The organism is Plantactinospora sp. B6F1, assembly GCF_040120695.1.
In the GTDB taxonomy this organism is placed as follows: domain Bacteria; phylum Actinomycetota; class Actinomycetes; order Mycobacteriales; family Micromonosporaceae; genus Plantactinospora.
This window is the reverse complement of sequence record NZ_JBEEAC010000004.1, coordinates 182,642-206,934: the sequence shown is the minus strand read 5'-3', so window position 1 is coordinate 206,934 and position 24,293 is coordinate 182,642. Positions and strand designations below refer to the sequence as shown.

15 protein-coding genes and 1 pseudogene are annotated in these 24,293 nt (G+C 70.8%); 7 read left to right on the top strand and 9 right to left on the bottom strand.

The genetic code is table 11. The features are described from left to right. Window positions 1-52 precede the first annotated feature (52 nt). Window positions 53-5,110, bottom strand: a complete 5,058-nt coding sequence (locus ABNF97_RS08360) for an NAD-glutamate dehydrogenase (protein ID WP_349338155.1) — start codon at window positions 5,108-5,110, stop codon at window positions 53-55. Between the two features lie 336 nt (window positions 5,111-5,446). Between ABNF97_RS08360 and ABNF97_RS08355 the strand changes: the two genes are divergently transcribed. Further along, entirely contained in the window at window positions 5,447-7,411 is a 1,965-nt protein-coding gene (locus ABNF97_RS08355; RefSeq protein WP_349338154.1) for a penicillin-binding transpeptidase domain-containing protein, read from the top strand. Between the two features lie 90 nt (window positions 7,412-7,501). Here ABNF97_RS08355 and ABNF97_RS08350 read toward each other — a convergent pair whose 3' ends face one another. Then, the gene (locus ABNF97_RS08350; RefSeq protein WP_130462264.1) at window positions 7,502-7,735 is read right to left on the bottom strand and encodes an NINE protein; all 234 of its coding nucleotides are present in this window, start codon (window positions 7,733-7,735) and stop codon (window positions 7,502-7,504) included. A gap of 105 nt (window positions 7,736-7,840) precedes the next feature. Next, window positions 7,841-8,161 carry a TetR-like C-terminal domain-containing protein gene (locus ABNF97_RS08345; RefSeq protein WP_349338153.1) on the bottom strand — a complete coding sequence of 107 codons (321 nt, stop codon included), beginning with the start codon at window positions 8,159-8,161 and terminating at the stop codon, window positions 7,841-7,843. A 98-nt stretch (window positions 8,162-8,259) separates the two neighbouring features. Here ABNF97_RS08345 and ABNF97_RS08340 point away from each other — a divergent pair, with 98 nt between their 5' ends. Together ABNF97_RS08340 and ABNF97_RS08335 are read left to right on the top strand one after the other, a co-directional pair. Next, a complete protein-coding gene (locus tag ABNF97_RS08340; protein ID WP_349338152.1) occupies window positions 8,260-8,472 on the top strand; it encodes a hypothetical protein in 213 nt (70 codons plus the stop codon). Continuing rightward, window positions 8,463-8,864, top strand: coding sequence for a type II toxin-antitoxin system HicB family antitoxin (locus tag ABNF97_RS08335; RefSeq protein WP_349338151.1), 402 nt, complete (start codon window positions 8,463-8,465; stop codon window positions 8,862-8,864). The genes ABNF97_RS08340 and ABNF97_RS08335 overlap by 10 nt, the downstream gene beginning before the upstream one ends. A 111-nt stretch (window positions 8,865-8,975) precedes the next feature. On the opposite strand, the gene ABNF97_RS08330 is transcribed toward ABNF97_RS08335, so the two are convergent. After that, window positions 8,976-9,533: a TetR/AcrR family transcriptional regulator gene (locus ABNF97_RS08330; RefSeq protein WP_349338150.1), complete on the bottom strand. Its 558-nt coding sequence runs from the start codon at window positions 9,531-9,533 to the stop codon at window positions 8,976-8,978. A 152-nt stretch (window positions 9,534-9,685) separates the two neighbouring features. Here ABNF97_RS08330 and ABNF97_RS08325 point away from each other — a divergent pair, with 152 nt between their 5' ends. From ABNF97_RS08325 to ABNF97_RS08310, 4 genes are all read left to right on the top strand, one after another. Then, window positions 9,686-10,252 (top strand): Uma2 family endonuclease, encoded by a 567-nt coding sequence (locus ABNF97_RS08325; protein WP_349338149.1) that lies wholly within the window; start codon window positions 9,686-9,688, stop codon window positions 10,250-10,252. Window positions 10,253-10,876: 624 nt separating this feature from the next. After that, the gene (locus tag ABNF97_RS08320) at window positions 10,877-11,140 is read left to right on the top strand and encodes a DivIVA domain-containing protein (RefSeq protein WP_349338148.1); all 264 of its coding nucleotides are present in this window, start codon (window positions 10,877-10,879) and stop codon (window positions 11,138-11,140) included. Next, window positions 11,137-11,403, top strand: a complete 267-nt coding sequence (locus ABNF97_RS08315; protein WP_349338147.1) for a hypothetical protein — start codon at window positions 11,137-11,139, stop codon at window positions 11,401-11,403. Before ABNF97_RS08320 ends, ABNF97_RS08315 begins: the two co-directional genes overlap by 4 nt. Before the next feature lie 1,082 nt (window positions 11,404-12,485). Next, window positions 12,486-12,743, top strand: coding sequence for a hypothetical protein (locus ABNF97_RS08310; RefSeq protein ID WP_349338146.1), 258 nt, complete (start codon window positions 12,486-12,488; stop codon window positions 12,741-12,743). 57 nt (window positions 12,744-12,800) lie between these two features. Here ABNF97_RS08310 and ABNF97_RS08305 read toward each other — a convergent pair whose 3' ends face one another. From ABNF97_RS08305 to icmA, 5 genes and pseudogenes are all read right to left on the bottom strand, one after another. Then, complete coding sequence (locus tag ABNF97_RS08305; protein WP_349338145.1) at window positions 12,801-16,763, bottom strand: S8 family serine peptidase; 3,963 nt, start codon at window positions 16,761-16,763, stop codon at window positions 12,801-12,803. 357 nt (window positions 16,764-17,120) lie between these two features. Then, window positions 17,121-19,985 carry a helix-turn-helix transcriptional regulator gene (locus tag ABNF97_RS08300; protein WP_349338144.1) on the bottom strand — a complete coding sequence of 955 codons (2,865 nt, stop codon included), beginning with the start codon at window positions 19,983-19,985 and terminating at the stop codon, window positions 17,121-17,123. A 492-nt stretch (window positions 19,986-20,477) separates the two neighbouring features. Further along, window positions 20,478-21,414, bottom strand: a pseudogene (locus tag ABNF97_RS08295) (arginase family protein); the annotation flags it as partial. Between the two features lie 65 nt (window positions 21,415-21,479). Further along, window positions 21,480-22,418: a tetratricopeptide repeat protein gene (locus tag ABNF97_RS08290; protein WP_349338142.1), complete on the bottom strand. Its 939-nt coding sequence runs from the start codon at window positions 22,416-22,418 to the stop codon at window positions 21,480-21,482. A 121-nt stretch (window positions 22,419-22,539) separates the two neighbouring features. After that, window positions 22,540-24,228, bottom strand: a complete 1,689-nt coding sequence (gene icmA, locus ABNF97_RS08285; RefSeq protein ID WP_130462261.1) for a coenzyme B12-dependent isobutyryl-CoA mutase large subunit — start codon at window positions 24,226-24,228, stop codon at window positions 22,540-22,542. Window positions 24,229-24,293: the final 65 nt, after the last annotated feature.

The following is a 24,293-nucleotide window of genomic DNA, read 5'->3' as shown; positions in this document are numbered from 1 at the left end:
GGACCCGGCACGCCGCCGCCGCGCGGTGCTCGCGGCCGGCCGCGCAGGTCGGTCAGCCGGCCGCGGAGGTCCGGACGAGGGTACGGATCTGCCGCAGCAGTACGGAGAGCGCGGCCAGGTCGGCCCGGGACTCGTCGAACTCCCCCATCGCCTTGCGGGTACGACCGATCGAGATCGAATTCGACCGCTCCCACTCCTGCACCCGCTCGTCCGGCGACAGGTCGGCGGAGGTCCCGCCGAGCACCTCGGCGGTGAGTGCGGCCAGCGCGGCGTAGAGGTCGTAGCGCAGGGCCATCCGGGCCAGCGTCTGCCAGCGGTCCTCCCGAGGCAGCAGCGAGATCTTCGACAGCAGCGAGTCGACCCGGAACCGGTCGGAGAGCACGAAGTAGACCGCCGCCACCTCGCCGACGTCCCGCCCGGTCACCCTCGCCGTCTCCACCACGTCGAGCAGGCCGAAGCTGTACATCAGCCGGGTGGCACGCTCGGCCAGGTCCCGGGGCAGCCCGCGCTCGACGCTCGTCGCGACGTGCGCCTCCAACGCCTCGCGCTCGCTGCCGTAGAACAGGGTGCCGAGTTCGGGCAGGAGCCGGGAGACCCCGTCGCGCAGCCGGGCCGTCTCGGCCGGCACGTCGATAGGTGACCGGCGGTTGGTCACCAGCCACCGGACGGCCCGGTCGAGCAGCCGCCGGGTGTCCAGGTAGACCGAGGTCTGCACCTCGGTCGGCACCCGGTTGTCCAGCGCCTCGATGTCGGCCCAGACCTGCCGCAGCCCGAACACCTCGCGGACCACCACGTACGCCCGGATCACGTCGGCCGGGGTCGCGCCGGTCTCCTCCACCACCCGGTAGATGAACGAGATGCCACCCCGGTTCACCACCTCGTTGACCAGTACGGTGGTGACGATGTCCCGGTGCAGCCGGTGTTCCGGCATCCGGTCGGCGTACCGCTCGCGCAGCGGGGTCGGGAAGTAGCCGGTGAGTACCTCGCCGGTCCACTCCTCGTCCGGCACCCGGTCGGCGAGGATCTCCCGCTCCAGCACGATCTTGGCGTACGCCAGCAGCACCGCGAACTCCGGCGCCGTCAGCCCGATGTCGGTGCGGCCGGCCAGCTCCTCGTCCGGCGGCAGCGCCTCCAACGCCCGGTTGAGGTGCCCGGCCCGTTCCAGATCCGAGATCATCCGTCGGTGCACCGGCAGCAGCGACGGCGCCTGGGCCAGCGCGCTGCCGATCGCCCGGGCCTGGTCGTAGTTGTCCCGGAGCACCAGCTGGGCGATCTCGTCGGTCATCCCGGCCAGCAGCGCGTCCCGGTCCGGCACGCTCAGCTCGCCGTCGGCCACCGCCGAACCGAGCAGGATCTTGATGTTGACCTCGTGGTCCGAGGTGTTCACCCCGGCCGCGTTGTCGATGAAGTCGGTGAAGATCCGGCCACCGGCCAGGGCGTACTCGATCCGGCCGACCTGGGTGAAGCCCAGGTTGCCGCCCTCGCCGACCACCCGGGTGCGCAGGTCCCGGCCGTCCACCCGGATCGCGTCGTTGGACTTGTCCCCGACCTGCGCGTTCGACTCCGACGACGCCTTGACGTAGGTGCCGATCCCGCCGTTCCAGAACAGGTCGACCGGGGCGCAGAGGATCGCCTTCATCAGCTCCTGCGGTGACATCGACTCGACGCCGTCGCCGAGGCCGAGCACCGCGCGGACCTGCGGGCTGATCGGAATCGACTTCGCGGTCCGCGGGTAGACCCCGCCACCGGCGCTGATCAGCTCCGCGTTGTAGTCCGCCCAGGAGGAGCGGGGCGTGTCGAAGAGCCGGCGACGCTCCACATAGGAGGCGGCCGGGTCGGGGTCCGGGTCCAGGAAGACGTGCCGGTGGTCGAAGGCGGCCACCAGCTTGATGTGCTGGGAGAGCAGCATCCCGTTGCCGAAGACGTCCCCGGACATGTCGCCGACACCGACCACGGTGAAGTCCTGGGTCTGGGTGTCGATCCCCATGTCCCGGAAGTGCCGCTTCACCGACTCCCAGGCACCCCGGGCGGTAATCCCCATCTTCTTGTGGTCGTAGCCGGCGGAGCCGCCGGAGGCGAACGCGTCGGCCAGCCAGAAGCCGTTGCGTACCGAGATCTCGTTGGCGATGTCGGAGAAGCTGGCGGTGCCCTTGTCCGCCGCCACCACCAGGTAGGGGTCGTCGCCGTCGTGCCGGACCACGTCGGCCGGCGGCACGACCTGCCCGCCGACCAGATTGTCGGTCACGTCCAGCATGGCCGAGATGAACCCCTGGTAGCAGGCGACCGCCTCGTCCCGGTCACCGGGCTTCTGCTTGAGCACGAAGCCGCCCTTCGCGCCCACCGGCACGATCACGGCGTTCTTCACCATCTGCGCCTTGACCAGGCCGAGCACCTCGGTCCGGAAGTCCTCCCGCCGGTCCGACCAGCGCAGACCGCCCCGGGCCACCGGCCCGAACCGCAGGTGTACGCCCTCGAAGCGCGGCGAGTAGACGAAGATCTCGTACTTCGGCCGGGGCTCCGGCAGGTCCGGCACCATCTGCGGGTCGAGCTTGAACGCCACGTACGGCTTGGGCCGCCCGTCGGTGCGCCGCTGGTAGAAGCTGGTCCGCAGGGTCGCCTGGATCAGTGTCAGGTACGACCGCAGGATCCGGTCCTGGTCCAGGCTGCTCACCTCGTCGAGCTGCTGGTTTATCGAGGTGAGCAGCTCCTTGCTCCGCAGGCTGCGCTCCTCGGAGCCGAGCCCCAGCGTCGGCGAGAACCGCACCTCGAAGAGCTCCACCAGCAGCGCGGCGATCTGCGGGTACGCGATGAAGGTGGCCTCCATGTAGTCCTGCGAGAAGACCGTGCCGGCCTGCCGCAGGTACTTCGCGTACGCCCGCAGCACTACCACCTGCCGCCAGGTGAGCCCGCCGCGCAGCACCAGTTCGTTGAAGCCGTCGACCTCGGCCTCGCCCCGCCAGGTGGCGGAGAACGCATTCTCCACGTGTGGCCGTACCTCGGCCAGCTCCCGGGCACCGTCCGGCAGCTCCAGGCCGAAGTCGTACAGGTATATCCGGCCGTCGATCCGGTCCACCTCGTACGGGTGCTCGTCGACCACCCGTACGCCGAGGGAGTGCAGCACCGGAAGGACGGCGGAGAGCACCATCGGCTCGCCGTACCGGTAGACCTTGAACCGGACGTCCTCGACCGCGGTGGCCGGGGTCGTCCCGCCCGGCCGGACCGGCTGCTGCTTGCGGAACATGTGCATCTCGAGCTGGCCGGGCTCTTCCAGCAGCTCCAGCTTGGCGAGGTCCTTCATCGCCTCGTACGGGGTGTGCCCGTCCTTGTAGCCCTCCGGGAACGCGTCGGCGTACCGGGTGAAGAGCCACTTGGCCTGCTCGTCGCCGAGCTTGCGCTCCAGCACCAGCCGGTAGTCGTCGTCCCAGAGCCGGGTCGCGTCGGCGAGTTCCTCGGCGAGCAGGTCCGCGTCCACCTCGCCGGGCGGGCTGGCCGGATCGGTCCGGACTATGAAGTGCACCCGGGCCAGCATCGACTCGGTGACCCGCGTGGTGTAGTCGACCCCGATCCCGTTCAGCTCGCGAAGCAGGATCTCCTGCATCCGCAGCCGGTTCTGCGTGGTGAACCGGTCCCGGGGCAGGTAGATCAGGCAGGAGATGAACCGGCCGTACCCGTCGCGGCGCAGGAAGACCCGCAGCTGCCGACGGCCCGCCATCCGCAGCACCCCGACGACGGCGTGGTAGAGGTCGTCGGTCTTGATCTGGAAGAGCTCGTCCCGGGGATAGGTCTCCAGGATCTGCAACAGGTCCTTGCCGGAGTGGCTGCGCGGGCTGAGCCCGGACCGGTCCAGCACCTCGGCGACCTTGCGCCGGATCACCGGCAGCTCGCGGACGCTGGTCCGGTACGCGGCCGTGGCGAGCAGGCCGAGGAAGCGGCGCTCCCCCACCACCTCGCCGCGCTCGTCAAAGACCTTGAAGCCGATGTAGTCCAGATAGGCCGACCGGTGCACCGTGGCCCGGGAGTTCGCCTTGGTGATGATCAGCAGGCGTTTCTCCCGCACCTTCTGGTGTGCCTCGGGGGTCATCGAGCTCAGTGCCCGGGGCGTGGTCGAGTCCTGACGCAGGATGCCCAGCCCGGTGCCGAGGATCGCCTCCAGCGCCGGGCTCTGCCTGTCTTCGGTCTCGGTCAGCCGGTACTCCCGGTAGCCGAGGAAGGTGAAGTGATCGTGCGCCAGCCAGCGGAGCAGTTCCACCGAGTCGGTGATGTCCTTCTCCGGTACGGGTGGGCGGTTCTCCGAGGTCCGTGCGGCGGCCAGCTCGTCGGCGAGCGAGAGCGCGCGCTGGCGCATCTTGGGCCAGTCCTCCACCGCCTCCCGCACGTCGGTGAGGACCCGCTGCAACTCGGCGCGCAACCGGTCCCGGTCGGCGGCGCCGCGTACCGGGTCGATCTCGATCCGCATCCAGCTCTCGACGATGTCGCCGTCGATCGCGTCGTCCGGCTCGACGTCGGCGGCGACCTCGGTCAACCTGCCGAGCGGCTCGCGCCGGACCACCACCAACGGGTGGACCAGCATGTGCACGTCGAGGTGGTGCCCGGTCAGCAGCGCCGTGGTGGAATCCACCAGGAACGGCATGTCGTCGGTGACTATCTCGATGACGGTTCGCTGCTGGTCCTCGTCGGGCTCGTGGATCCGCAGCTTGAGTTCGCCCGGCACGCGCTGCTGGGCCAGCTCCCGGTGCGCCTTGGCGGCGGCGAGCATCTCCGCCGGGGTGAAGCCGATCAGCTCCTCGTCCGGGGCGAACCGCCAGAACCGGTCGACGAGCGTCGCCGCGTCGTGGTCGTCACCGGCCAGCGCCACCGCCTGGGCCACCAGCCGCTCGGCGTTGGGTACCGACTCGTCCAGATCCGCGTCCTCGACGTCGTCGGCGAGGGCCTCCGGGGGCAGTCCGAGATCGTAGAGGGTGTCGATACTGGCTCCTGGTACGCCGGTCGCGCCGGTGGTGAGTCGAGAGCCCACCCCGTCGTCGTCGATCGCCGCGTCATAGCTGTCGCCTCGGCTGGCATCCGCCGGCCGAAGAACGGGTTCCGGTGTGATAGCCGGACGCCGGTCCATCGTGCCACTCCCCTCGACCCACCACGCCGTGGGTCACTCTCCGCCCAGACTAGGCCCTACCGATAAGCCCCTCTGCCGGTGGACCGGCGGCCGGATGGGAGTACCCACGCACGCTCAGCCTTCACCCGATCCGCCTCGCGGAGCCGCGCCCCGCCCGCACACCGGGCAGCCCACCCGCTCTGACCTGCATAGGAGCGCGTCGAGGCGGTCAGAAGCGGACGTGGTCGGGCTCTCGCGCGCCGCACCGGGGCAACTCCGAGTAGGCATTGCGTACTACCGTCAGGCTGCCGCCGGACCGACCCCCGGCGGTGCGCCGACCTGGAAGGTAACCGCGGCATGCGCTCTCGCAAACCCCTCCAACGCCCCCTTTTCCGGCAAACCACCCGCAAAGGGGCGGTAGCCGCGCTGACCAGCGTGCTGCTCGCCGCGGGAGCCCTGGCCGGCTGCTCGGACTCCGACGGCCCCGACCGCACGGTCGACGCCTTCCTGGCCGGTTGGCTGAGTGGCGACCTGAACGAGGTCGGATTCCGCAACCCGGCGGGCGAGCGGGTAGCGGCCAACGAGGTGACCGAGGAGATCAAGCAGCTCTCCGGTGAGCTGGCCAGGACGCCACCGAAGCTCCGCCGGGAGGGCGAGACGAAGATCACCGAAGACACCGCGACCGCGACGGTACGGGTGGACTGGACACTGCCCGGGGACACCCACTGGACGTACCCGTCGGAGATCCATCTCAAGCGTGGCGGCGACGACGCGTGGCAGGTGATCTGGGAACCGAAGGTCGTCGAGCCGCGCCTCACCCGTGGGGACGAGTTGGCGGTACGCCGGCTTCCCGCGAAACGGGCGGCGGTCACCGACGGGGCCGGCAAGCCCATCGTGGCGCCCCGGCCGGTGGTACTGGTCGGCGTGCAGCCCGGCGAGGTCACCGACGTCCCCGGACTGGTGCGAAAGCTCGACGCGGCGTTCAGGGCGATCCGACCGCCGATCGTCCCACCGGTCGACCTGACCGACCTGCCCGGCCGGATGCGGGAGGCGAAGCCGGACGCCTTCGTCGACGTCGTGACGCTGCGCCGGGATGCGTACCTCCAGATCAAACCGCGCATCTACCACCTGCCGGGGACGAAGTTCCGCGAGGACACCCGGGATCTCGCTCCGACCAGGGATTTCGCCCGGGCCCTACTCGGCTCGGTCGACCCGGTGCAGGCCGACGACATGACGGCCAACCCGGGCCTCTTCACCGAAGGTGACCTGGTCGGGCACGGTGGCCTCCAGGGCCGCTACGACAAGCAGTTGCGCGGCGGGGTCGGGCTGAGCGTCATCATCGCCAGCAAGCGCCCGGACGGTTCGGTCACCCCGACCGGCACCGAGGTGTTCCGGCACGAGCCGCAGGCCGGCGTTGCGGTGAAGACCACCCTCGACGTGGCGACGCAGAACGCCGCCGACGACGCGGTACGCGGGTCCCGGCAGCGGAGCGCCCTGGTCGCGGTACGGATCAGCGACGGCGCGGTACTGGCCGTGGCGAACGGCGCCAGCGCCGAGAACCTCGCCTTCACCGCCCAGGTCCCGCCGGGCTCGACCTTCAAGATGGTCAGCGCGCTCGGCCTGCTCGACGCCGGGGCGGTCACCCTGGACGGGCCGGTCGCGTGTCCGAAGACGTTCACCGTGGACGGGCGCTCGTTCAAGAACTCCGACAACTTCGCCCTCGGCACGGTCCCGTTCCGGACCGACTTCGCGAAGTCCTGCAACACTGCGTTCGCCGCGCTGGCTCCGAAGCTGGGACCGGACGGGCTGGCCAACGCCGGCCGGAGCCTGGGCCTGGAGGCCGACTGGAAGCTCGGGATCGACGCGTTCACCGGGAAGGTGTCGGCCGGCGGCTCGGCGGCCGAACGGGCGGCCGCCTCGTTCGGCCAGGGCACCACGGTGGTCAGTCCGGTGGCGATGGCGGCGGCGACCGCCGGGGTCGCCCGTGGCCAGTGGCAACAGCCGAAGCTGGTGCTGGAGCCGGCGCCCGGTGAGGCCGCCCCACCCGGCCCGCAACTGAAGGCCGGCTCGGTCGAGCCGCTCCGCACGATGATGCGGGAGGTGGTCACCAAGGGGACCGGCAGCGCGCTGGCCGACGTGCCGGGCGACCCGGTGTACGGCAAGACCGGCACCGCCGAGTACGACAACAACCCGGCGCACACCCACGCCTGGTTCGTGGGCTGGCAGGGGGACATCGCGTTCGCGGTCTTCGTCGAGAAGGGCGGATCGAGTACGGCCACCGCCGTGCCGATCGCCGAGAGGTTCCTCCGCGGCCTCCGCTGAGTGCGGCCGGGCGGCCCGGATACGCGTCGGCCGGGGCGGTCGACGGGGAGTTCTCCCCGGACCGCCCCGGCCACCGGGGTGCGGGTCGCCTCAGCGGGCGAGCGCCTGGCCCTGCTTGTCGGTGAACTTGCCGACCGCGATCATGATCAGGTCGATCAGGGTCCAGATGCCGAACGCGCCGAACGTCAGGAGCATCAGGATGCCGGTGCCGACCTTGCCGACGTAGAACCGGTGCACGCCGATGGTGCCGAGGAAGAGGCAGAGCAGCAGCGCGGCGATCCAGGACTTCTGCCCGACGGCCGGACCGGCGGCGGTTGTGGACATGATTTGTTCCTTTCAGGACATTCTCAGGAAGTGCACAGCGTCCGCGCAGGCTACCGGAATCCGACCCACCCCGCTATCCCGGTCTACTGTCTGATCAGCCGAAAGTCACCGGCGCGGCAGACTGGCCACGAACATCGCGATGAGTTGCTCGTAGGTCTGGTCCAGGTCCTCCGGGAGCCCGAAGCCGCCGCTGGCCTCCAGCGAGGAGAACCCGTGCGCGATGGCCCGGCCGCACCGGGTGGCGTGGATCGCCGCCGAGTCGGTCAGCCCGTACCCGCGCAGCGTGGCGAGGAAGACCTGCAACATCCGGGTGCCGGCCTCGGCCATCGCCGGCTCGTGCAGCGGATCGGGCGGCATCGCCGCATACCGGGCCGGGTGTTCCCGGACGTAGTCGCGGTAAGTAGGCAGCAGCGCCGCATCGACCACGGCCGCCGTCCAAGTGGCCGATCGACAGTGCAGGCGGCCACCCAGAGTCATCGTCTAGTATGATTTACTTGATCTATCTAGCGCACTAGGCTAGCCTCATGAAGCGGGTTGACCTCATCAAGAAGATCGGCGCAGCGGCAGCCCATGCAGGCAAGGAATTCGCTCTGCTTCGGGAAGGTGGGAGCCACTCGATCTTTCGATGCGGTAGCCAGAATATCGTCATACCCCGGCACAGGGAGATCAACGAACACACCGCACGAGGCATCATGAGAGACCTCGACAACCAACTCGGGGAGGACTGGTGGAAGTGACTACCTACTCCGTGGTCTGCCAGCGGATCGGCAACTGGTGGGCCATCAGCGTGCCTGAGCTAAGAGGCCTACACACCCAGGCCCGCCGACTCGACCAAGTCGCTCCGATGGCTCAAGAGGCGATTGCGTTGCTGCTGGACATCGACCCGGCCGCTGTGAACGTCGAGGTACATCCAGAGCTTCCCGGTACAGTCACGCAGGCCCTGAGTGCCCGGCAAGCCGCCCGGGACGCTGACAAGAAGGCCGAGCAAGCGACCGCAACGGCCGTACGAGCCCTCTTGCGCGACGGCTACACCGTGCGGGATGCGGGCGCGCTTCTCGGACTGTCGCCCCAACGCATCTCGCAGATCGCATCGCGGCACACCACCGCACCCACGTCAACTGCTGCGTAGGGCCGCGTACACCGCACATCCCTGCTCCGATGATCCGCGAACGGCCGGCTGCCCATCTCCCGCAGGGCTGGACGAATCGACCAGTTCACGGGCACTCCGGGCGGCCGAAAGTCACCGGCGCGGCAGACTGGCCACGAACATCGCGATGAGTTGCTCGTAGGTCTGGTCCAGGTCCTCCGGGAGCCCGAAGCCGCCGCTGGCCTCCAGCGAGGAGAACCCGTGCGCGATGGCCCGGCCGCACCGGGTGGCGTGGATCGCCGCCGAGTCGGTCAGCCCGTACCCGCGCAGCGTGGCGAGGAAGACCTGCAACATCCGGGTGCCGGCCTCGGCCATCGCCGGCTCGTGCAGCGGATCGGGCGGCATCGCCGCATACCGGGCCGGGTGTTCCCGGACGTAGTCGCGGTAAGTACGCAGCAGCGCCGCCACCGCCTCGTCGCCACTGCGGCCCAGTACGGCCGCCACGGACCGGTCGGTCAGCTCGGTGATTACCCGGACGCCCACCAGGGTGCGCAGCTCGGCGAGGCCGGCGACGTGCTTGTAGAGCGAGGGCGGGGCGACCCCGGTGCGTGCGGCCACGGCCGCCAGGGTGAGGGCTTCGACGCCCTGCTCGTCGATGACGGCGAGCGCCGCGTCGACCACGGCCGAGGTCGAGAGCCCAGCCCTAGCCACCGCACCGCCCGCAGGATGCTCCTCGTCGACCCGAGTGTTCGCTAGTCACAATAGCCAAAAAGCTAGTAACGCTAGCCCGCTCTGTCAACCTGGTTGTCGCCGGAGCCACGGTATCTTGAGGTCGGTAGCCGGTCACGATTCAGGAGGCGTGCATGACTGTCGAGATGGTCGCGCCGGCCTGGATGCATGAGCAGGTCACGGCCGAGCAATACGCGACGTGGACAGAAGAGCAATGTGCGGGTATCGAGATCGTGGACGGGATGGTCCTCGTGAGTCCGAGCGCCTCCAAGCGGCACAACCGGCTGGCCAGGCTCCTGGCGAACGCCCTGGATGTTGCCGCGGGGCCGGATTGGAACGCTGACACCGACTTCGATGTCCGGCTCCAGGACGTGCCACTGAACAACCGCCGTCCTGACGTGACGGTCTACCGGGCGGAGACCATCGACGTCACTCCGACACGGCCCGAGCATGTGCTTCTTGTGGTCGAGGTGGTCTCTCCCGGGTCGGAGACGACCGACCGGATCGTCAAGGCTAATCAGTACGCGAGGGCTGGCATCCAGTTCTATTGGCGCGTTGAGCAGGCTGCCACTGGGGCGCCTCTCGTTTACACGTACCTTCTCGACCCGGCGACCGGACGCTACCGCGATGGCGAAATCTTTACCGGCGTCGTGAAGTTGACCGCACCCTTCTTCGTCGAGGTCGATCTCGGCCAGATCTGACTTCTGTCCCACCCCGCGTGGCGACGGGAGCTACGCATGGGCATCGTCGCCTTAGCGGTGGCTCGATCCGGACTGCGATAGCTATTCGTCCCGACCACTGTCCAGGCGCTCACGACGCCGCGCTGCGTACTCCCTGACTTCAGCGGCGGACCAGATCCGGCCGACGGTCAGCGTGTCCAGAGGCGCCGGGAAGTCTGGCCTGTCCACCAAGACCGCAGCGCGTTGGCGACTGACCCCGAGGTAGTCGGCCACTTCTGCGAGCGCCATGACGTGCATTCGGCGCACCATCCGTCTGGAGGGGTTGACAGCTTGCCTACCCAGGGGTTGACTAGTTGCCAATAGCGGTCGGAAGTGCTGAGCATGCCCGGTCGAGATACGACGAAACGTCGTCCGACCGGGCCGGCGATGGATCGCCCTCACTGGTCGCTATTGAGCGGTCACCTCCGTTGCCGTACCGCCAAGCTGGGCTGCGGTGGTGGGGATGGGGTGGTCCGGTCGGGCCCGAGACGGCCGGCCACCCCTTCCACACGAGATCTCCGGAAGAGAACCATCAGGCAGAAGGGACGTAGCGACGTGCGGCAACTCCTTCGGCGCATCCTGGCACGATCACGTACACCCGACCGGATGCCACCGGCCGGCGGCGTCTACCGCTCCGCGTCGTACCGGCCGATGTGGCCCTCGGAGGTGCGGAGCCGGCGGTTCGCGGTCACCCGGCGCGGGCTGGACCCGGCGGAGGTCTCCGCGTTCCTCGACCGGGTGGCCGACGAACTCGGCGGCGTCTACGCCGAACTGGACCGCAGCCGGGCGGAGACGGCCCGGATCAAGGACGCGCTGCGTCGCTGGCAGTCGAGCCAGGCGCCGAGCATGCGCGAGTTGGCCCGCCGATGACCGTGCGGGTGAGCCGGTTCGTGATCCACCTGCCCATCGTCACGACCGACCTGTCCCGGGCGCGTGTCCTGGCCCGGACCGCCGCTCGGGCGCTGGCCTTCCTCTGTGTCGACGTGCAGGAGACCACGGTGTCGGAGGCGGCGACGCCGGACGTACACCATCGGGTCTTCTGTGATCGGCTCTTGCCCGACGGCCGGCGCTGTGGGCTACGGGCCGACCATGAGATTCCGTGCACCCGGCGGGTGCGACGGCGGTCGATATGACCGTGCTCACCTGCCCCGAGTGTGCCGGGTTGACCTTCACCGTCGCCGCCTGCCGGTGTACCCGGGGCGGTGACCGGTTCGTCGTGGACGAGCGGCGATCGGGTGGCGAGGCGTACCGGGACTGCCTGCTCTGCCGGGGTGACGGCATGGTGGCCGAGCCTTGCCTCCGGTGTGACCAGCGCGGGAAACTCCGCGCACAGCTCGTGCTCACCGTTGTCAACGCCGACACCGGCGCGGTCGCTTCGGCGAGCGTCACCGCCGGAGCGCTCGCCCCACGACCAACCGCCGGAGCATCGCCGCCCCGCCGCCCGACCTCGACCGCCGGCTCGCCGACCTCTGCCGCCTCGCCGACCAACTCCTGCTCGATCTGGTGGTCGAGGCGCGGGATTCCGGGTACGGCCGGCTGGACTGGGACATCCGCTACGAGACTCCCGGCGCCGCCGTGCCGACGACCCATCGGGTACGCGGCGACGACCTGCCCTCCGCAGTCGCCGCCGCCACCGTCGCCGACGCCTTCGACGGGTTCGAGGCACACGGCCGCGCCGCCCCCGCGCACTACCTACGGGCAGGTGCGGCGCCACCCGAACTCCCCGAGCCCGTCGACCTCGACCAGGTGGAACGGCGGATGCTCCGGGACTGCGCGGGCCGACCCGGCGCACAGGCGATCTGGCGCGACGGCCGCTGGTGGCACACCTCGCTGCGGCCTGGTCCGGCCGTCGAGACCCTGCACGAGGAACCGACCGGCCAGGTGCGCCGGCGGGTCACGACCCCGCTGGTACGCGGCTGGGAACCACCCGCGCCGGACTGGCTCGGCGAGCCGATCCCGTTCCACGACTGCCCCGACTGCGATCCGGCTGGCGGCCCGGCCCGCCGACGCACCGCCGCTGACCGAGCTGATCGGGATCGCCCTCGGCCTGCACCTGGCCATCGCGATCACTGTCCAGGACCACCGGTGCAACGCCGACAACCCGCTGCGGGTACACGGGGAAGGCTGGCATGTCGAGATCGTCGCCGCCGACCCGGCCGCCCCGCTCACCCGCCGGCCGCTGCACCGGAGCCTGCCGGCGGCGGTCGCGGACTGCGTGACGTACCTCGAAGTCGCGCTCGCCGCGACGGTGCCGGCCGACCCGCGCCAGCCGACCCCGGTGCCGCAGACGCCCCGACCACGCCCGGTCGACGACCCGGCCCGGCTGATCGCGCGGCTCGGCCAGCGCCACCCGGGCACGCCCGTGACGGTACGCCTGGACCGAACCGGCTGCACGATCCACCTGCACGAGTACGGCGCGACCCGGATGCTGGCCAAGGCTGCCACCCTGCGCCACGCGGTCGCCGCACTCTGAGGATGCCCGGAGTGGGCGGCGGAGCGCGTGGCCCGCCGCCCACTCCCCTGCGGTCGTCTACTCGACCCCGCGGTGCAGGCGGGGGTTATGGTGCCGCAGTTCGAACGCGCGGGTGGTGGTCTGGGTCAAGGTGTTACCCGCCTTGTCCCATGCCTTGAGTTTCAGGCTCACCGCGCCGGTGCCGCCCTTGGGCGCGTACACCGCCCTGACCTCGAACTCGCCGTTGCGGTTCTTCTTGACCTGCGCGGATCGCCAGGTCTTCCCGTCGTCCTGGCTGTACCACAACCGCAACCCGGCGATCTCCGGCGACTTCGCCCGGGACGGCGCGTGGTAGGCGTGCACGGTGAACCGGTGCGCTCCCGGAGCCTTGACCGTGTTGTCCAACCCGAGCTGGTCACCCAGGTCGTAGCTGGCGTACACCAACGGCTCCGGACGGCAGGCGGGATCCCCGCTGGTGAGAGCGGACGGGCAGTACAGGCCGTTCGGCGGCTCCTCCTTGGTTACGCTGCCCTGGGAGCGGAACGTCCATTCCGTCCGGGTGCGCAACGCGGGATCGTGCAGGGTCAGCCGGTACTTCCCGGGTTCGGCTGGCAGCGTGAACGACGGGACGTCCCGGTCGGTCTTCAGCGGTATCTCCCGGTCCCCCTGGTAGAGGTGGGTCAGGCCGGGCGCGAAGTACTGGATCTGGTACTCCCGCCCGCCGAAGGTGCGATGGAAGACGGGGTAGAACTCGTCACCCTCCCGGCACATCGCGCACATGCCGAAGTTCGGGTGCTGCAGTTGCGGACTCTCCGGCTCCATCCGCGCGATCGCCGCAGGGTAGGTGAGCGATCCCGGCACCCCGGCGGCCCCGTTCCACACTTCGCGGGTCCGGACCGGCCTGTCGTGGAGGTCCGCCTTGAAGAAGGAACGATCGGTGTTGTGGGTGTCGTACACCAGACTCTGGTGGATGACCTGGTCGGAAAGCGGCCCCACGTAGCGGGTGCGGGTGGCCGGTCCGATCACCGGAGGCGGGTACACCGAATGGATCAGGAACATGTTGGCCGTGAACGCCCTCCATTGCGTGGTGAAGGCGGTGGGACCGGTGGCGTGGTACTCGGTGTCCACCGTGGCCACGCGCCGGTCGGTCAGATCGTAGGTCAACGAGTCGGACACCCGGCCGATCTCGATCGGCGTTGCCTCGTAGAGGTAGGAGGACTCCGGTGTGCCGGTGACCTCGATCTCGACCCTGTGCCGGCTGAGCCGCTCGCGCAGGGCCCGTGCCTCACCCGGTGCGATCGACACGTAGGGGATGCCGATGTCGCGGTCGCTGTCCTCCGGCGTGAGCCGGACCCCCATCGGAACGTGCGGCCCGCCGGCGCAGGTGGGTCCGTTGACCTCGTGGGAGGGCCAGGCCAGCACGCCGGCCGCGCCAGCGTCCCGGAGGTGGTGCAAGCGGTCGATACCGACGTCGCACGTGCTGTTCACCTCAAGCAGCGCGAGTGTGCCGGTCAGGTCGCGCCCGGCGAAGTCCTCGGGTCGCCCCAGCCCGGCGTCGACCAGCCGCAGGGTCTGCGTCCCGGTGAACAGTTCCCCGGTGAAACCACCGTTGAACGTGGTTCCCTCGTGCGGCCACATCATCGGGTGCAGTCTCAGCTTGGCTGCGCCCTTGACCCGCAGGGTGACCTCGGGCGCGGCCAGTGACATCATCGCGTACACCTGCAGTTCCCCCACCTTCACCGGCGGGGTCGGTGTGGCCCAGAACTGGTACGAGTACATCGCGTTCGAGTAGGCGCCGACCCGCAACCCGCCGGCCAGCGTCCGTTGCCAGCCCATCGTGATGGTGTCCCCGCTGGCGGGCACCTCGGCCGGCCGGGACGTGCGGAACGTGAACCTCTGCAGATCCCTGGCATCCAGGGTGACCTCGGTGTCGCCGGTCACCTTCACCTCGGGAGCGAGCAGGTACCCGATGTTCTGCCGACGGGCCTCGTCGATCCACTCGGTCGCCGTGGCGACGTGAATCGCTCCCTCCGGCACGAGCGTCTCGAACACGCCGGTGGAGACCCAGCGGCCCAGGACGCCGAAGTTGCCCAGTTCGTTGGTCACGTCGATCGCCTCGACGTACTCCGTCATCGTCGGTCGGCCGTCGCGGTCCAGGACCTTGACCGTCAACCTGTGCAGGGGCGGCTGGTGGCGGAACCCGACCGGCGTGCTCAGGCGGACCCCGGCCGTCTGGTTGGTGGCTACCACCGCACCGGTGTACCTGCCGTGGGCCAGGCCGGTGGAGTTCAGGGTGACCGTGGCCGTGGCGGCGCCACCGGCCGGGACGGTCAGCTGACGGTCGACGGTCAGCGTGCCGTCCGGTGCCGCGTCGCCACCGATCCGCCGCAGGTTGGTGGTCAGGGTGAGGGTCAGGTCGGTGTCACCGGTGTTGCGATAGGTGATCTGCCGGTCGATCGGCCCGGACTCGTGGGGGACGATCCGGAAGTCCGCGCTCGCCGTGGTGGCGACGACGGTCTGCTCGACCGCGCGGGCGATGTCCACCCGCCCGGCACCCCGCTCGTAGACCGAGTGCCCGACGTCGGCGCTGGTGCTCATCAACGCGGCCTTGAGCTGGGCCGGTGTCCAGTCGGGGTGTTGCTGGACCAGGATCGCCGCAGCTCCGGCGACGTGTGGGGTGGCCATGGACGTACCGTTGGCGGTTATGTAGTGATCGTCCACCGGTACGCCGCCACCGCCCATGTCGGTGCCGGCCGACCGGGCAGCGGTGATCGCCACACCCGGCGCGGCGATGTCCGGCTTGAGCGCTCCGTCGGCCCGGGGTCCGCGGCTGGAGAAGTTGGCAAGCTGGTCGGACTTGTCGACCGCGGCCACGGTCAACGCCGCGTCCGCGATACCTGGCGCGCCGATCTTGACCTCGCGCGGGCCGTCGTTGCCTGCGGCGATCACGAAGAGCGCGCCGGTGGACTCGGTGAGCTCGTCGACTGCCTGGGCCGACGGGTCGTCGGCGGTCGGCGTGCCGCCCAGACTCATGCTGATGATGTCCGCGCCGTTGTTCGCGGCCCACTCCATGCCCTCGATCACCGACGACATGAAGCCCTGACCCGCGTCGTTGAGGACCTTTCCGATCATCAGGTCGGTGCCGGGAGCCACCCCCTCGTACCGGCCGCCCGACGCGGCGCCGGACCCGGCGACGGTGGACGCCACATGGGTGCCGTGCCCGTTGCCGTCGTGCGTGGTCGTGTTCCCGAACAGGTCGAACCCCTTGGCGGCGACCACTTTGCCGGCCAGGTCCGGGTGGTTCTTGTCGTACCCGCTGTCCAGGACCGCCACGGTGACCCCGGTGCCGTCCAGACCGAGCCCCCAGGCTTCCGGAGCGCCGATCATTCCGACGCTCTCGTCCAGGCTCACCGTCACCTTGCGGTCCAACCACAGCTTGCCGATCCCGGTCGACAGCCCCTTGGTCCGGTTAGCCGGGCCGGCCGTCGTCGGCCGGATCGCCGTCCAGAAGCCGGACGCCTCGCCCTTGGACACCTTGAGGCCGGCCGCGTGGATACTGGACAGTTCGAACCCGGGCTCGCTGGCCGGCAGCGCCGCAGCCGACGCCGACAGCGACCGTGCGGCCTGGCCCTGCGGGTACTGCGCGATCAACGGCAGGCTGTCGATGTCCCCGTCGGTGTACCCCTGCTCGGCCAGGTAGGTCAGGTTGAACAGATCCCGGTCCACCATCCCCGACTGCACCGCCGGCTGGGCGTCGTCCGGGAACAGGAAGAATGCGTCCTCGTCGCCCGTGCCGTGGAACACCGGTATGCGCCCGTCCGGGCGGGGCGCCGGGTCGACCTTGACGGAGAACGCGCCCGGCCCCGTACCGGCGCTGGTGAGCGTGACCTTGTCACCGGTGATCAGGGTGATCGTCTTCGGTCTCGGATCGACGCCGTCCAGTCTGACGACCGCCGGCTGCCCGCCGCCCTCTCCGACCGCCGAGGCCGCATCGGGCGGGTCAGCGAACGCGGCCGGACCAGGCAGCAGAGCGATAGCCACGGCGGCGACCGTGAGAGCCGCGAGTGGCGCTCTTCGTAATGCACTTCTCGGGTGGTACATGGAACCTCCATACCGGGGGGATCGCACGGCCTACACGGGCACGTATCCGCCACCTGTCTCGCGGTCGGCCGGCTCGGGCTCCTCGGACGCCGGATCGGAGCCGCCATCGGGGGGAACCGCGGGCGGTTCAGATACGGTTGGCACTTCGGAAGCGTCCGTATCGGGGCGCTTGCCTGGTGAGTCGGTCATCGGTCGATCTCCGCGAGGCGTCGGGGACGACCCGAGTCTGGACCGACCGGCACGATGCTGTGACCCGACGGATGACGCAATCAATGACGTAAAGCTGCGACCGGCTACTCATTTGACCGGCGCGTTGTCCCCGTCCGCACCGAACAGCCGGACCGCCAGTTCGGTCCGGGACGACACCCGGAGTTTGCGCATGGCCGAGTACAACTGGGTGGAGACGGTCCGGGGTGATCGGTGCAGTTCGAGACCGATCTCGCGGTTTGTCCTGCCGGTGACGACCAGCCGTACGACGTCCAGCTCGCGTGGGGAGAGCTGGTCGCCATAGCCGCGCCGCCGGTTCGGTCGGATGCTCACCCCGTGCTCGCGCAACCGCCGGACCACCCGGTTGGCGTCTCCGGAAGCACCCAGCGTGGAGAGCCCTTCGGCGACCCGTCGCAGCAGGTCCAGGCCGTCGGCCTCGCGGCCGGAGGCGAGCAGGCACCCGGCTCGGCGTTCCTCGGCCAACAGGGCGTCGTACGGGCGGGGCATCTCCCGCCAGGCGGCGGCGACCCGCGCGTACCAGCGGTCGGCACCGGTCAGGTCCCCGTGATGCTCGGCCAGAGCCGCCCGGCACCACCCAAGCGCCGTTCGAGGCGCCGGCATGTCCCGGCCGCGCAGCCCCCGATCCAACCAGGCCACCAGGTCTGCCGCGTCCGCTTCGCGGCCGGCACTCAGCAGCGCGGCCACCCGGATCGGGACCAGTTCGGTCGCCCACAGCCACAGACGCTTGCTGCGCAGCACGGCGACGGGTTGCTCGGTGATTCGTATCGCCTGGTCGACGCTCCCTCGTTCCAGTAGGCACCGGCCGAGATTCGCTGCGGTCTCGATGGCCAGCCAGGGTCCTGAGTGCCGCTCAGCCAGAATCGATTCGAACGCCTCGGCGGCCCGCGCGTCCGCGCCGGTGACCCGCGCCATCAGTCCGGCGACCAGCCTCGCCTCCACCCGACCCGGTCGTAGTGCGTCGTCGTCGGCGTCGATCGATCGGGCCCGTTCGGCCAGCCCTTTCCAACGCCCGGTGAACCAGTCGATGTGGCAGCCTGTCGAGCCGATCATGTCGTGGATTCCCGGATCCTGGACGCGGTCGGCCAACGCCTTGGCGGTGGACAGGTACTCGGTGGCCCGGTCGTACCAGCCCCAGCACATCGCCGCGTCCGCCATGTTCACCCTCGCCGACGCCAGAGCGTGCCGCTCCGCCGCGGTCGTCGCGCTGTCGGGCAGGTCACCGGCCGCCACCCAGCCCTCGTCCAACCCGAGCCGGAGCAGCGCGCTGACCTGGTTCGCCTGGTACGCCACCCGGCCGGCCCGATCGGCGGGCCCGGGAAGCTCGGTGGCACGGCGCAACCACCGCAGGTGCTCGGCAACCGACGCGGAAGCGTCGATGGGGATGCCCAGGCCGAGCATCGCCCGGCTGGCGGTCACCGCGTCATCGTCCAGGTCCGGGATGACCCGCAGCATCTCGGCCCGGCCCTCCTCGTTGCGTCCGGCGAGTATCAGCAACCGGGCCAACGAAAACCGGACCCTGGCCCGCTGACCGGGTGAAAGATCCAGACGGTCCAGCATCGACCGCAGCGCCTCGGTCAGTTCCGCGTATCGGCCCGGTCGGCGCAGGCTGGTCACCTCGATGGTGTTGACCAGCCGCAGCACGGATCGGTCCGGCCGGTCGGCAGCGGCCAGCAGGTCCCGCAGCGGCGCCACCGCGGAGGTGTGGTCGCCGGCCTCCAGCGCCCGCAGCGCGGCCAGCTCGGCGTACCGGTACCACTCGTTCACTTCACCGGCGGCGCGGAAGTGGTGTGCGAGCCGGGCCACCGACTGGCCCGGGAGCGCTTCGAGTAGCCGACCGGCGCGCAGGTGCAGCTCCCGACGCCGGCTCGCCGGGATCGTGTCGTAGATCGCGGTCGCCGCCAGCGCGTGCCGTGGGCCGATCGTGTCACGCTCGACGACGAGCAGCCCGGACTCCACGGCCTCCGCCACCCGGTGTCCGGCGTCGGGCAGGTTGGCCACGGCCAGCAACGTGGTCTCGTCGACCGGGTCACCCAGCACCGCGGCGGCCCGTAGGAGTTCACCGACCTCCGGCGGCAGTCGGCTGACCCGTTCCAGCACGGCGTCGCGGACCGTGGGCGGCACCTCGATCAGGTCCAGCTCTCGGCGCATCCACCGGCCGTCCTGGTCGATCAGGTCGGCACGGTCGTACAGCAGGCCGACGAGTTGTTCGATGACGAACGGGATCCCCCCGGTCCGCTGACACACCAGCTCGGTGAACTCTCCGGAGACGCGTTGCCCACCGAGCATCGACGACACGAGTGCGCCCGTCCCGGCAGCGTCCAGCCGGGACAGGCTCAGCCGGGTGAACGTGGCACCGGCCGGTGCCCGGGATGCCAGCCTGGGCAGCAGCGATTCGGCGGGCACGTCCTCGGGCCGGTAGGTGACCACCAGGCTCATCGGCCGGGCCGGCTGGGTGGCCAGGAAGAGCAGGAACTCGATCGTGGCCTCGTCCGCCCAGTGCGCGTCCTCGGCCACCAGGACCGTCACACCCAGCCTGTCGAGCACCTCGGCGAGCGCCCGGAACAACCGGTGCCGGGACGCCCGCGCGTCCTCAAGCGGTTCGGGAACGGGAGGCAGGTCGTCGGCCCACTCCGGGAACAGTGGCCGCAGGGTCCCGGCCAGCGCGGAGAGCCGCAGCCCGGCGACATGGTCGGTGGCCTGGCGGATCGCGTCGACGACCGGTCCCAGGGTGAACGGCACCCGGAACGGCGGACACACCAGGGTCAGGCAGCGGTGCCGCTGGCCTTCGGGCGAGGCGAGCAGTTCGCGGACCAGCCGGCTCTTGCCGATCCCGGCCTCACCCTCGACCAGCAGGACCGCCGGTGGGCGCGCGAGTGCCCGTACGGACGCAGTCAGCTCTGCGTCCCGGCCGACGATCCCGTGATCGAAGTGCACAGTCCGTGATCATTCCCGAGCCAACGCTCCTGGTCAACGCCGCGATATTGCCGGAACGACCACCCTCCGACCGGACGTTCGGGTGCGACGAGGTTCAGGCGATCTCCGCCGAGCCCGGCTCGGAGTTCCGGGTCTGCGCCGCCGTCGACGCCCCATGCTCGCCGTCGGTGGCGCGGACGGGCTGCGCAGCATCGTCGACCGGTTCCTCGGCCGGCGCTGGCGGGGTGCGACGGAGTCGCCCCGGTCCGGCCGAGACGGGTGGGCCGACCGGCTCCGACCAGTGGGCGGCCAGCTCGGGCACCCGGACCTGGGCACCGTTGGCCGCCGGCTCGTCCGCCCCACCGATCGGCGGCTCCGACGACTGCCGGGCCTGTTCCGTCGAGGGCCGAGTCGGTGCCGACGGCTGCCGGGCCGGTGCCGACGGCATGGCGGGCGGGACCGTTCGAGGCCCCGGGACCGTCGGGCCGCTCTCCGGGTCGACCGGCCGGCTCGGGGGCAACCGGGGCGGGACCGCCTCGGGGGCGGAGACCGGGGCCAGGCCCGCGACCAGGGTGTCGACGATCTCGGCCGCGTAGACCCCGTCCGGGTCGTAGTCCGGGTCGAAGACGGTGACCTCCACCCCGAGGCAGTGCGGGGTGTCGACCAACCCGGCCAGCAGCAGCTCCAGCTCGGCGAAGGCGATCCCGCCCGGGTCGGGCGCGTCCACCGCCGGCATCACCGCCGGGTCGAGCACGTCGACGTCGATGTGCACCCAGTAGCCGGCGCAGTCGGTCAACTGGTCGTGCGCCCACTGGGCGGTCCGGGCCGCCCCCTCGACCCGCAGCTCCGGCACCGGCCGGGTGACGATGCCGGCCGCCTGGAGGTCGAGCCGGTACTCGTCGTGGGCGCGGATACCGAGCACCACCACGTCGATGTCCCGGAAGTACGGCCGGCGACCCTCGATCGCCGCCAGGTCGGCCTGGCCCCGCCCGGTGACCAGGGCCAGGTCCTCACCGGCCGCCGCGCCGACGTAGGAGGCGTTGCCGGGGTGCCGGAAGTCGGAGTGGCCGTCGACGAAGACCAGCCCGATCCGTCCGCCGACCGCCTCGCCGAGCCGGTGCATGGCGAGCGCCGAGCCGAGCAGGATCGAGCAGTCCCCGCCGAGCACCAGCGGGAACTCACCCTGGTCGATGATGCCGCCGATCCGCTCGGCCAGCTCCATCGAGTAGTGCGCGATCGAGCCGGCGTGGCACACCCCGTCCCCGGGACGCCAGTCGCCCGGGTCGTACCGGGGCGGGGTGAGGCAGCCGGCGTCCCGGGCCGCGAGCCGGGCGATCAGGTCGTGGTCACGCAGCGCGCCCGGCGCCTTGGTGCAGCCCGGCACCGAGGTGGGAGTCGGCGGACGCAGGCCCAGGTTGGACGGGGCGTCCAGGACGGCGATCCGGCGCATACTGTGCTCCCGTCCGGTATCGCGGCTGCCAGGCCGGCATGCGCGCTGCTCGTACTGCCTATTGTCTAGAAGAGCGCACGCGAAAGGGCCCTCCGGGCGCTGGCCACCGCAGGATCGTCCGGACCGGCGATGGTGAACAGGGACACCAGGTGCTGCCGGGCCGCCTCCCGGTCATCGCCGGCCGTCCGACGGACCAGTTCGACCAGCCGGGCGTACGCCTGCTCGGCCTGACCGCTGAGCACCTCGATGTCGGCGGCGAGCAGCTGCGCCGGTACGTCGTCGGGGCTCGCCTCGGCCGCGGCCAGCGCCGCCGCCGGATCCGCCCCGCTGACCCGGCGGGCCAGCGCGACGTGCGCCAGGCCGGCCTCGGCCGCCGTGTCCGCCGGCGCGTCCGAAAGGATCTTCTTGTACGCCCGCTCCGCCGCGTCCAGGTCACCGCTGATCAGTGCCTCGTCCGCCTCGCTGAGCCGGGGGTCCTCCGGCGCCTCCACCGAGACCCCACCGGCCTTGAGCACGGCGTCGATCCACTGCCGCAACTGTGCCTCGGGCACCACTCCGGCGAAGGCGTCGACCGGCTGGCCGCCCACCACCGCGTAGACCATCGGGATGCTCTGGATCCGGAACATCTGCGCGAGCCGGGGGTTGGCGTCGACGTCGACCTTGGCCAGAATCCAGGCGCCGCCGCCCTCGACGGCCAACCGTTCCAGCACCGGGGAGAGCTGCTTGCAGGGCTCGCACCACTCGGCCCAGAAGTCGACCACCACCGGGGTGGTGAGGGAGCGTTCCAGCACCTCGGACTGGAACGTGGCTTCGGTGACGTCGATCACCGCGACTCCGCCCCCGCCCCCGGGAGGTGCGCTCGGCGGCATCCCGCCGGGGACGCCGGGACCGGCCGACGGGGTCGCTGGCGCCGCCGGCTTCGCGGGGGTCTGTGCGGCGCGCAGTGCGCCGAGGTCGACCGCGCCGCGGGTGAAGATCGACGAGGTGATCCGTGGGTCGCTCATGGTTCCCTAGTCTCGCACGCGACGTCGCGAACCCCGACCAACCGCCGGTGCCCGACAGTTGCCGGCCCCGCGAGTCGGCCCGCGATCAGAAGCCGGCCCGCGATCAGAAGTCGGCCCGCGATCAGAACCGGGCCGGCTCGCGGTAGACGCCCCACTCGGCGCGGAGCGCGTCGCAGATCTCCCCGAGGGTGGCCTCGGCGCGTACGGCGGCCAGCATCGGCGGGATCAGGTTCTCGCCGGTCCGGGCGACCTCGACCATCCGGGCCAGCGCCTCGGTGACCGCCGCCGCGTCCCGGCCGGCCTTGCGGTCGGCGAGCACCCGCCGCTGCTCCACCTCCACCTCGTGCGAGACGCGCAGGATCTCCAACTCCTTGGCGACCGTGCCGGTGTGGCAGTTGACTCCGACGATCTTCTTGTCGCCCTTCTCCAGTGCCTGCTGGTAGGCGAAGGCCGCCTCGGCGATCTGGCCGGTGAACCAGCCGTCCTCGATGCCGCGCAGGATGCCGGAGGTCATCGGGCCGATCTGGTGCGGGCCGTCACCGCCGAGCTGCCGGATCCGGGCGAAGATCTCCTCCGCCTCCGCCTCGATCCTGTCGGTCAGCGCCTCGACGTACCAGGAGCCGCCGAGCGGGTCGGCCACGTTGGTGACCCCGGTCTCCTCCATCAGCACCTGCTGGGTGCGCAGCGCGATCTCCGCGGACGAGTCGCTGGGCAGCGCCAGGGTCTCGTCCAGCGCGTTGGTGTGCAGCGAGTTGGTACCGCCGAGCACCGCGGCCAGCGCCTCGACGGCGGTCCGCACCACGTTGTTGACCGGCTGCTGCGCGGTCAGCGAGACACCGGCGGTCTGGGTGTGGAAGCGCAGCCAGAGGGCCCGCTCGTCGGTGGCGCCGTACACCTCGCGCAGCCAGCGGGCCCAGATCCGGCGGGCGGCCCGGAACTTGGCGATCTCCTCGAAGAAGTCGACGTGCGAGTCGAAGAAGAAGCTCAGCCCCGGCGCGAAGCGGTTGACGTCCAGTCCCCGGGAAAGGCCCAGCTCCACATAGCCGAACCCGTCCGCCAGGGTGTACGCCAGCTCCTGCGCGGCGGTCGAGCCGGCCTCCCGGATGTGGTAGCCGGAGACCGACAGCGGCTTGTAGCGGGGGATCTCCCCGGCGCAGTACTCCATCAGGTCGCCGATCAGTCGCAGGTGCGGCTCGGGGTCGAAGAGCCACTCCTTCTGCGCGATGTACTCCTTGAAGATGTCGGTCTGCAGGGTGCCGTCCAGGGTGGAGAGGTCGGCGCCCTGCCGCTCGGCGGCGACCAGGTACATGCAGAAGACCGGCACCGCCGGCCCGGAGATGGTCATCGAGGTGGTGACGGCGGCCAGGTCGATGCCGTCGAAGAGCACCTCCATGTCGGCGGCCGAGTCGATGGCGACGCCGCAGTGCCCGACCTCGCCGAGCGCCTGCGGGTCGTCGGAGTCCCGGCCCATCAGGGTCGGCATGTCGAAGGCGACGGAGAGCCCGCCACCGCCCGCGCCGAGGATCATCCGGTAGCGCTCGTTGGTCTGCCGGGCGTTGCCGAAGCCGGCGAACTGCCGGATCGTCCAGGTCCGTCCCCGGTAGCCGGTCGGATACAACCCCCGGGTGTACGGATACTCGCCCGGCCAGCCGATCCGGGCGAACCGGGGGTCGGCGCTCCCCTCCGGCGGGCCGTAGACCGGGTCGACGGGCATCCCGGAGAGGGTGGTGAAGTCCGCCTCCCGCTTGCGTGCCGCGTCGTACCGGGCCTGCCAGCGGGCTCGACCGGCGGCGATCTCCTCGGCGTTCATCGGTGGGGGCCTCCTCGCGCTCCTCGACTGAGCCCGAGTGTAGAGGGGACCCTGAACGATCGCTA

What these genes read in the sequence shown, in the direction of transcription:
- icmA (WP_130462261.1), bottom strand. Translation starts at nt 24,228, where the DNA reads ATGAACGCCGAGGAGATCGCCGCCGGTCGAGCCCGCTGGCAGGCCCGG.
- ABNF97_RS08320 (WP_349338148.1), top strand. Translation starts at nt 10,877, where the DNA reads ATGCCACCGGCCGGCGGCGTCTACCGCTCCGCGTCGTACCGGCCGATG.
- ABNF97_RS08325 (WP_349338149.1), top strand. Translation starts at nt 9,686, where the DNA reads ATGACTGTCGAGATGGTCGCGCCGGCCTGGATGCATGAGCAGGTCACG.
- ABNF97_RS08340 (WP_349338152.1), top strand. Translation starts at nt 8,260, where the DNA reads ATGAAGCGGGTTGACCTCATCAAGAAGATCGGCGCAGCGGCAGCCCAT.
- ABNF97_RS08355 (WP_349338154.1), top strand. Translation starts at nt 5,447, where the DNA reads ATGCGCTCTCGCAAACCCCTCCAACGCCCCCTTTTCCGGCAAACCACC.
- ABNF97_RS08360 (WP_349338155.1), bottom strand. Translation starts at nt 5,110, where the DNA reads ATGGACCGGCGTCCGGCTATCACACCGGAACCCGTTCTTCGGCCGGCG.
- ABNF97_RS08350 (WP_130462264.1), bottom strand. Translation starts at nt 7,735, where the DNA reads ATGTCCACAACCGCCGCCGGTCCGGCCGTCGGGCAGAAGTCCTGGATC.
- ABNF97_RS08290 (WP_349338142.1), bottom strand. Translation starts at nt 22,418, where the DNA reads ATGAGCGACCCACGGATCACCTCGTCGATCTTCACCCGCGGCGCGGTC.
- ABNF97_RS08315 (WP_349338147.1), top strand. Translation starts at nt 11,137, where the DNA reads ATGACCGTGCGGGTGAGCCGGTTCGTGATCCACCTGCCCATCGTCACG.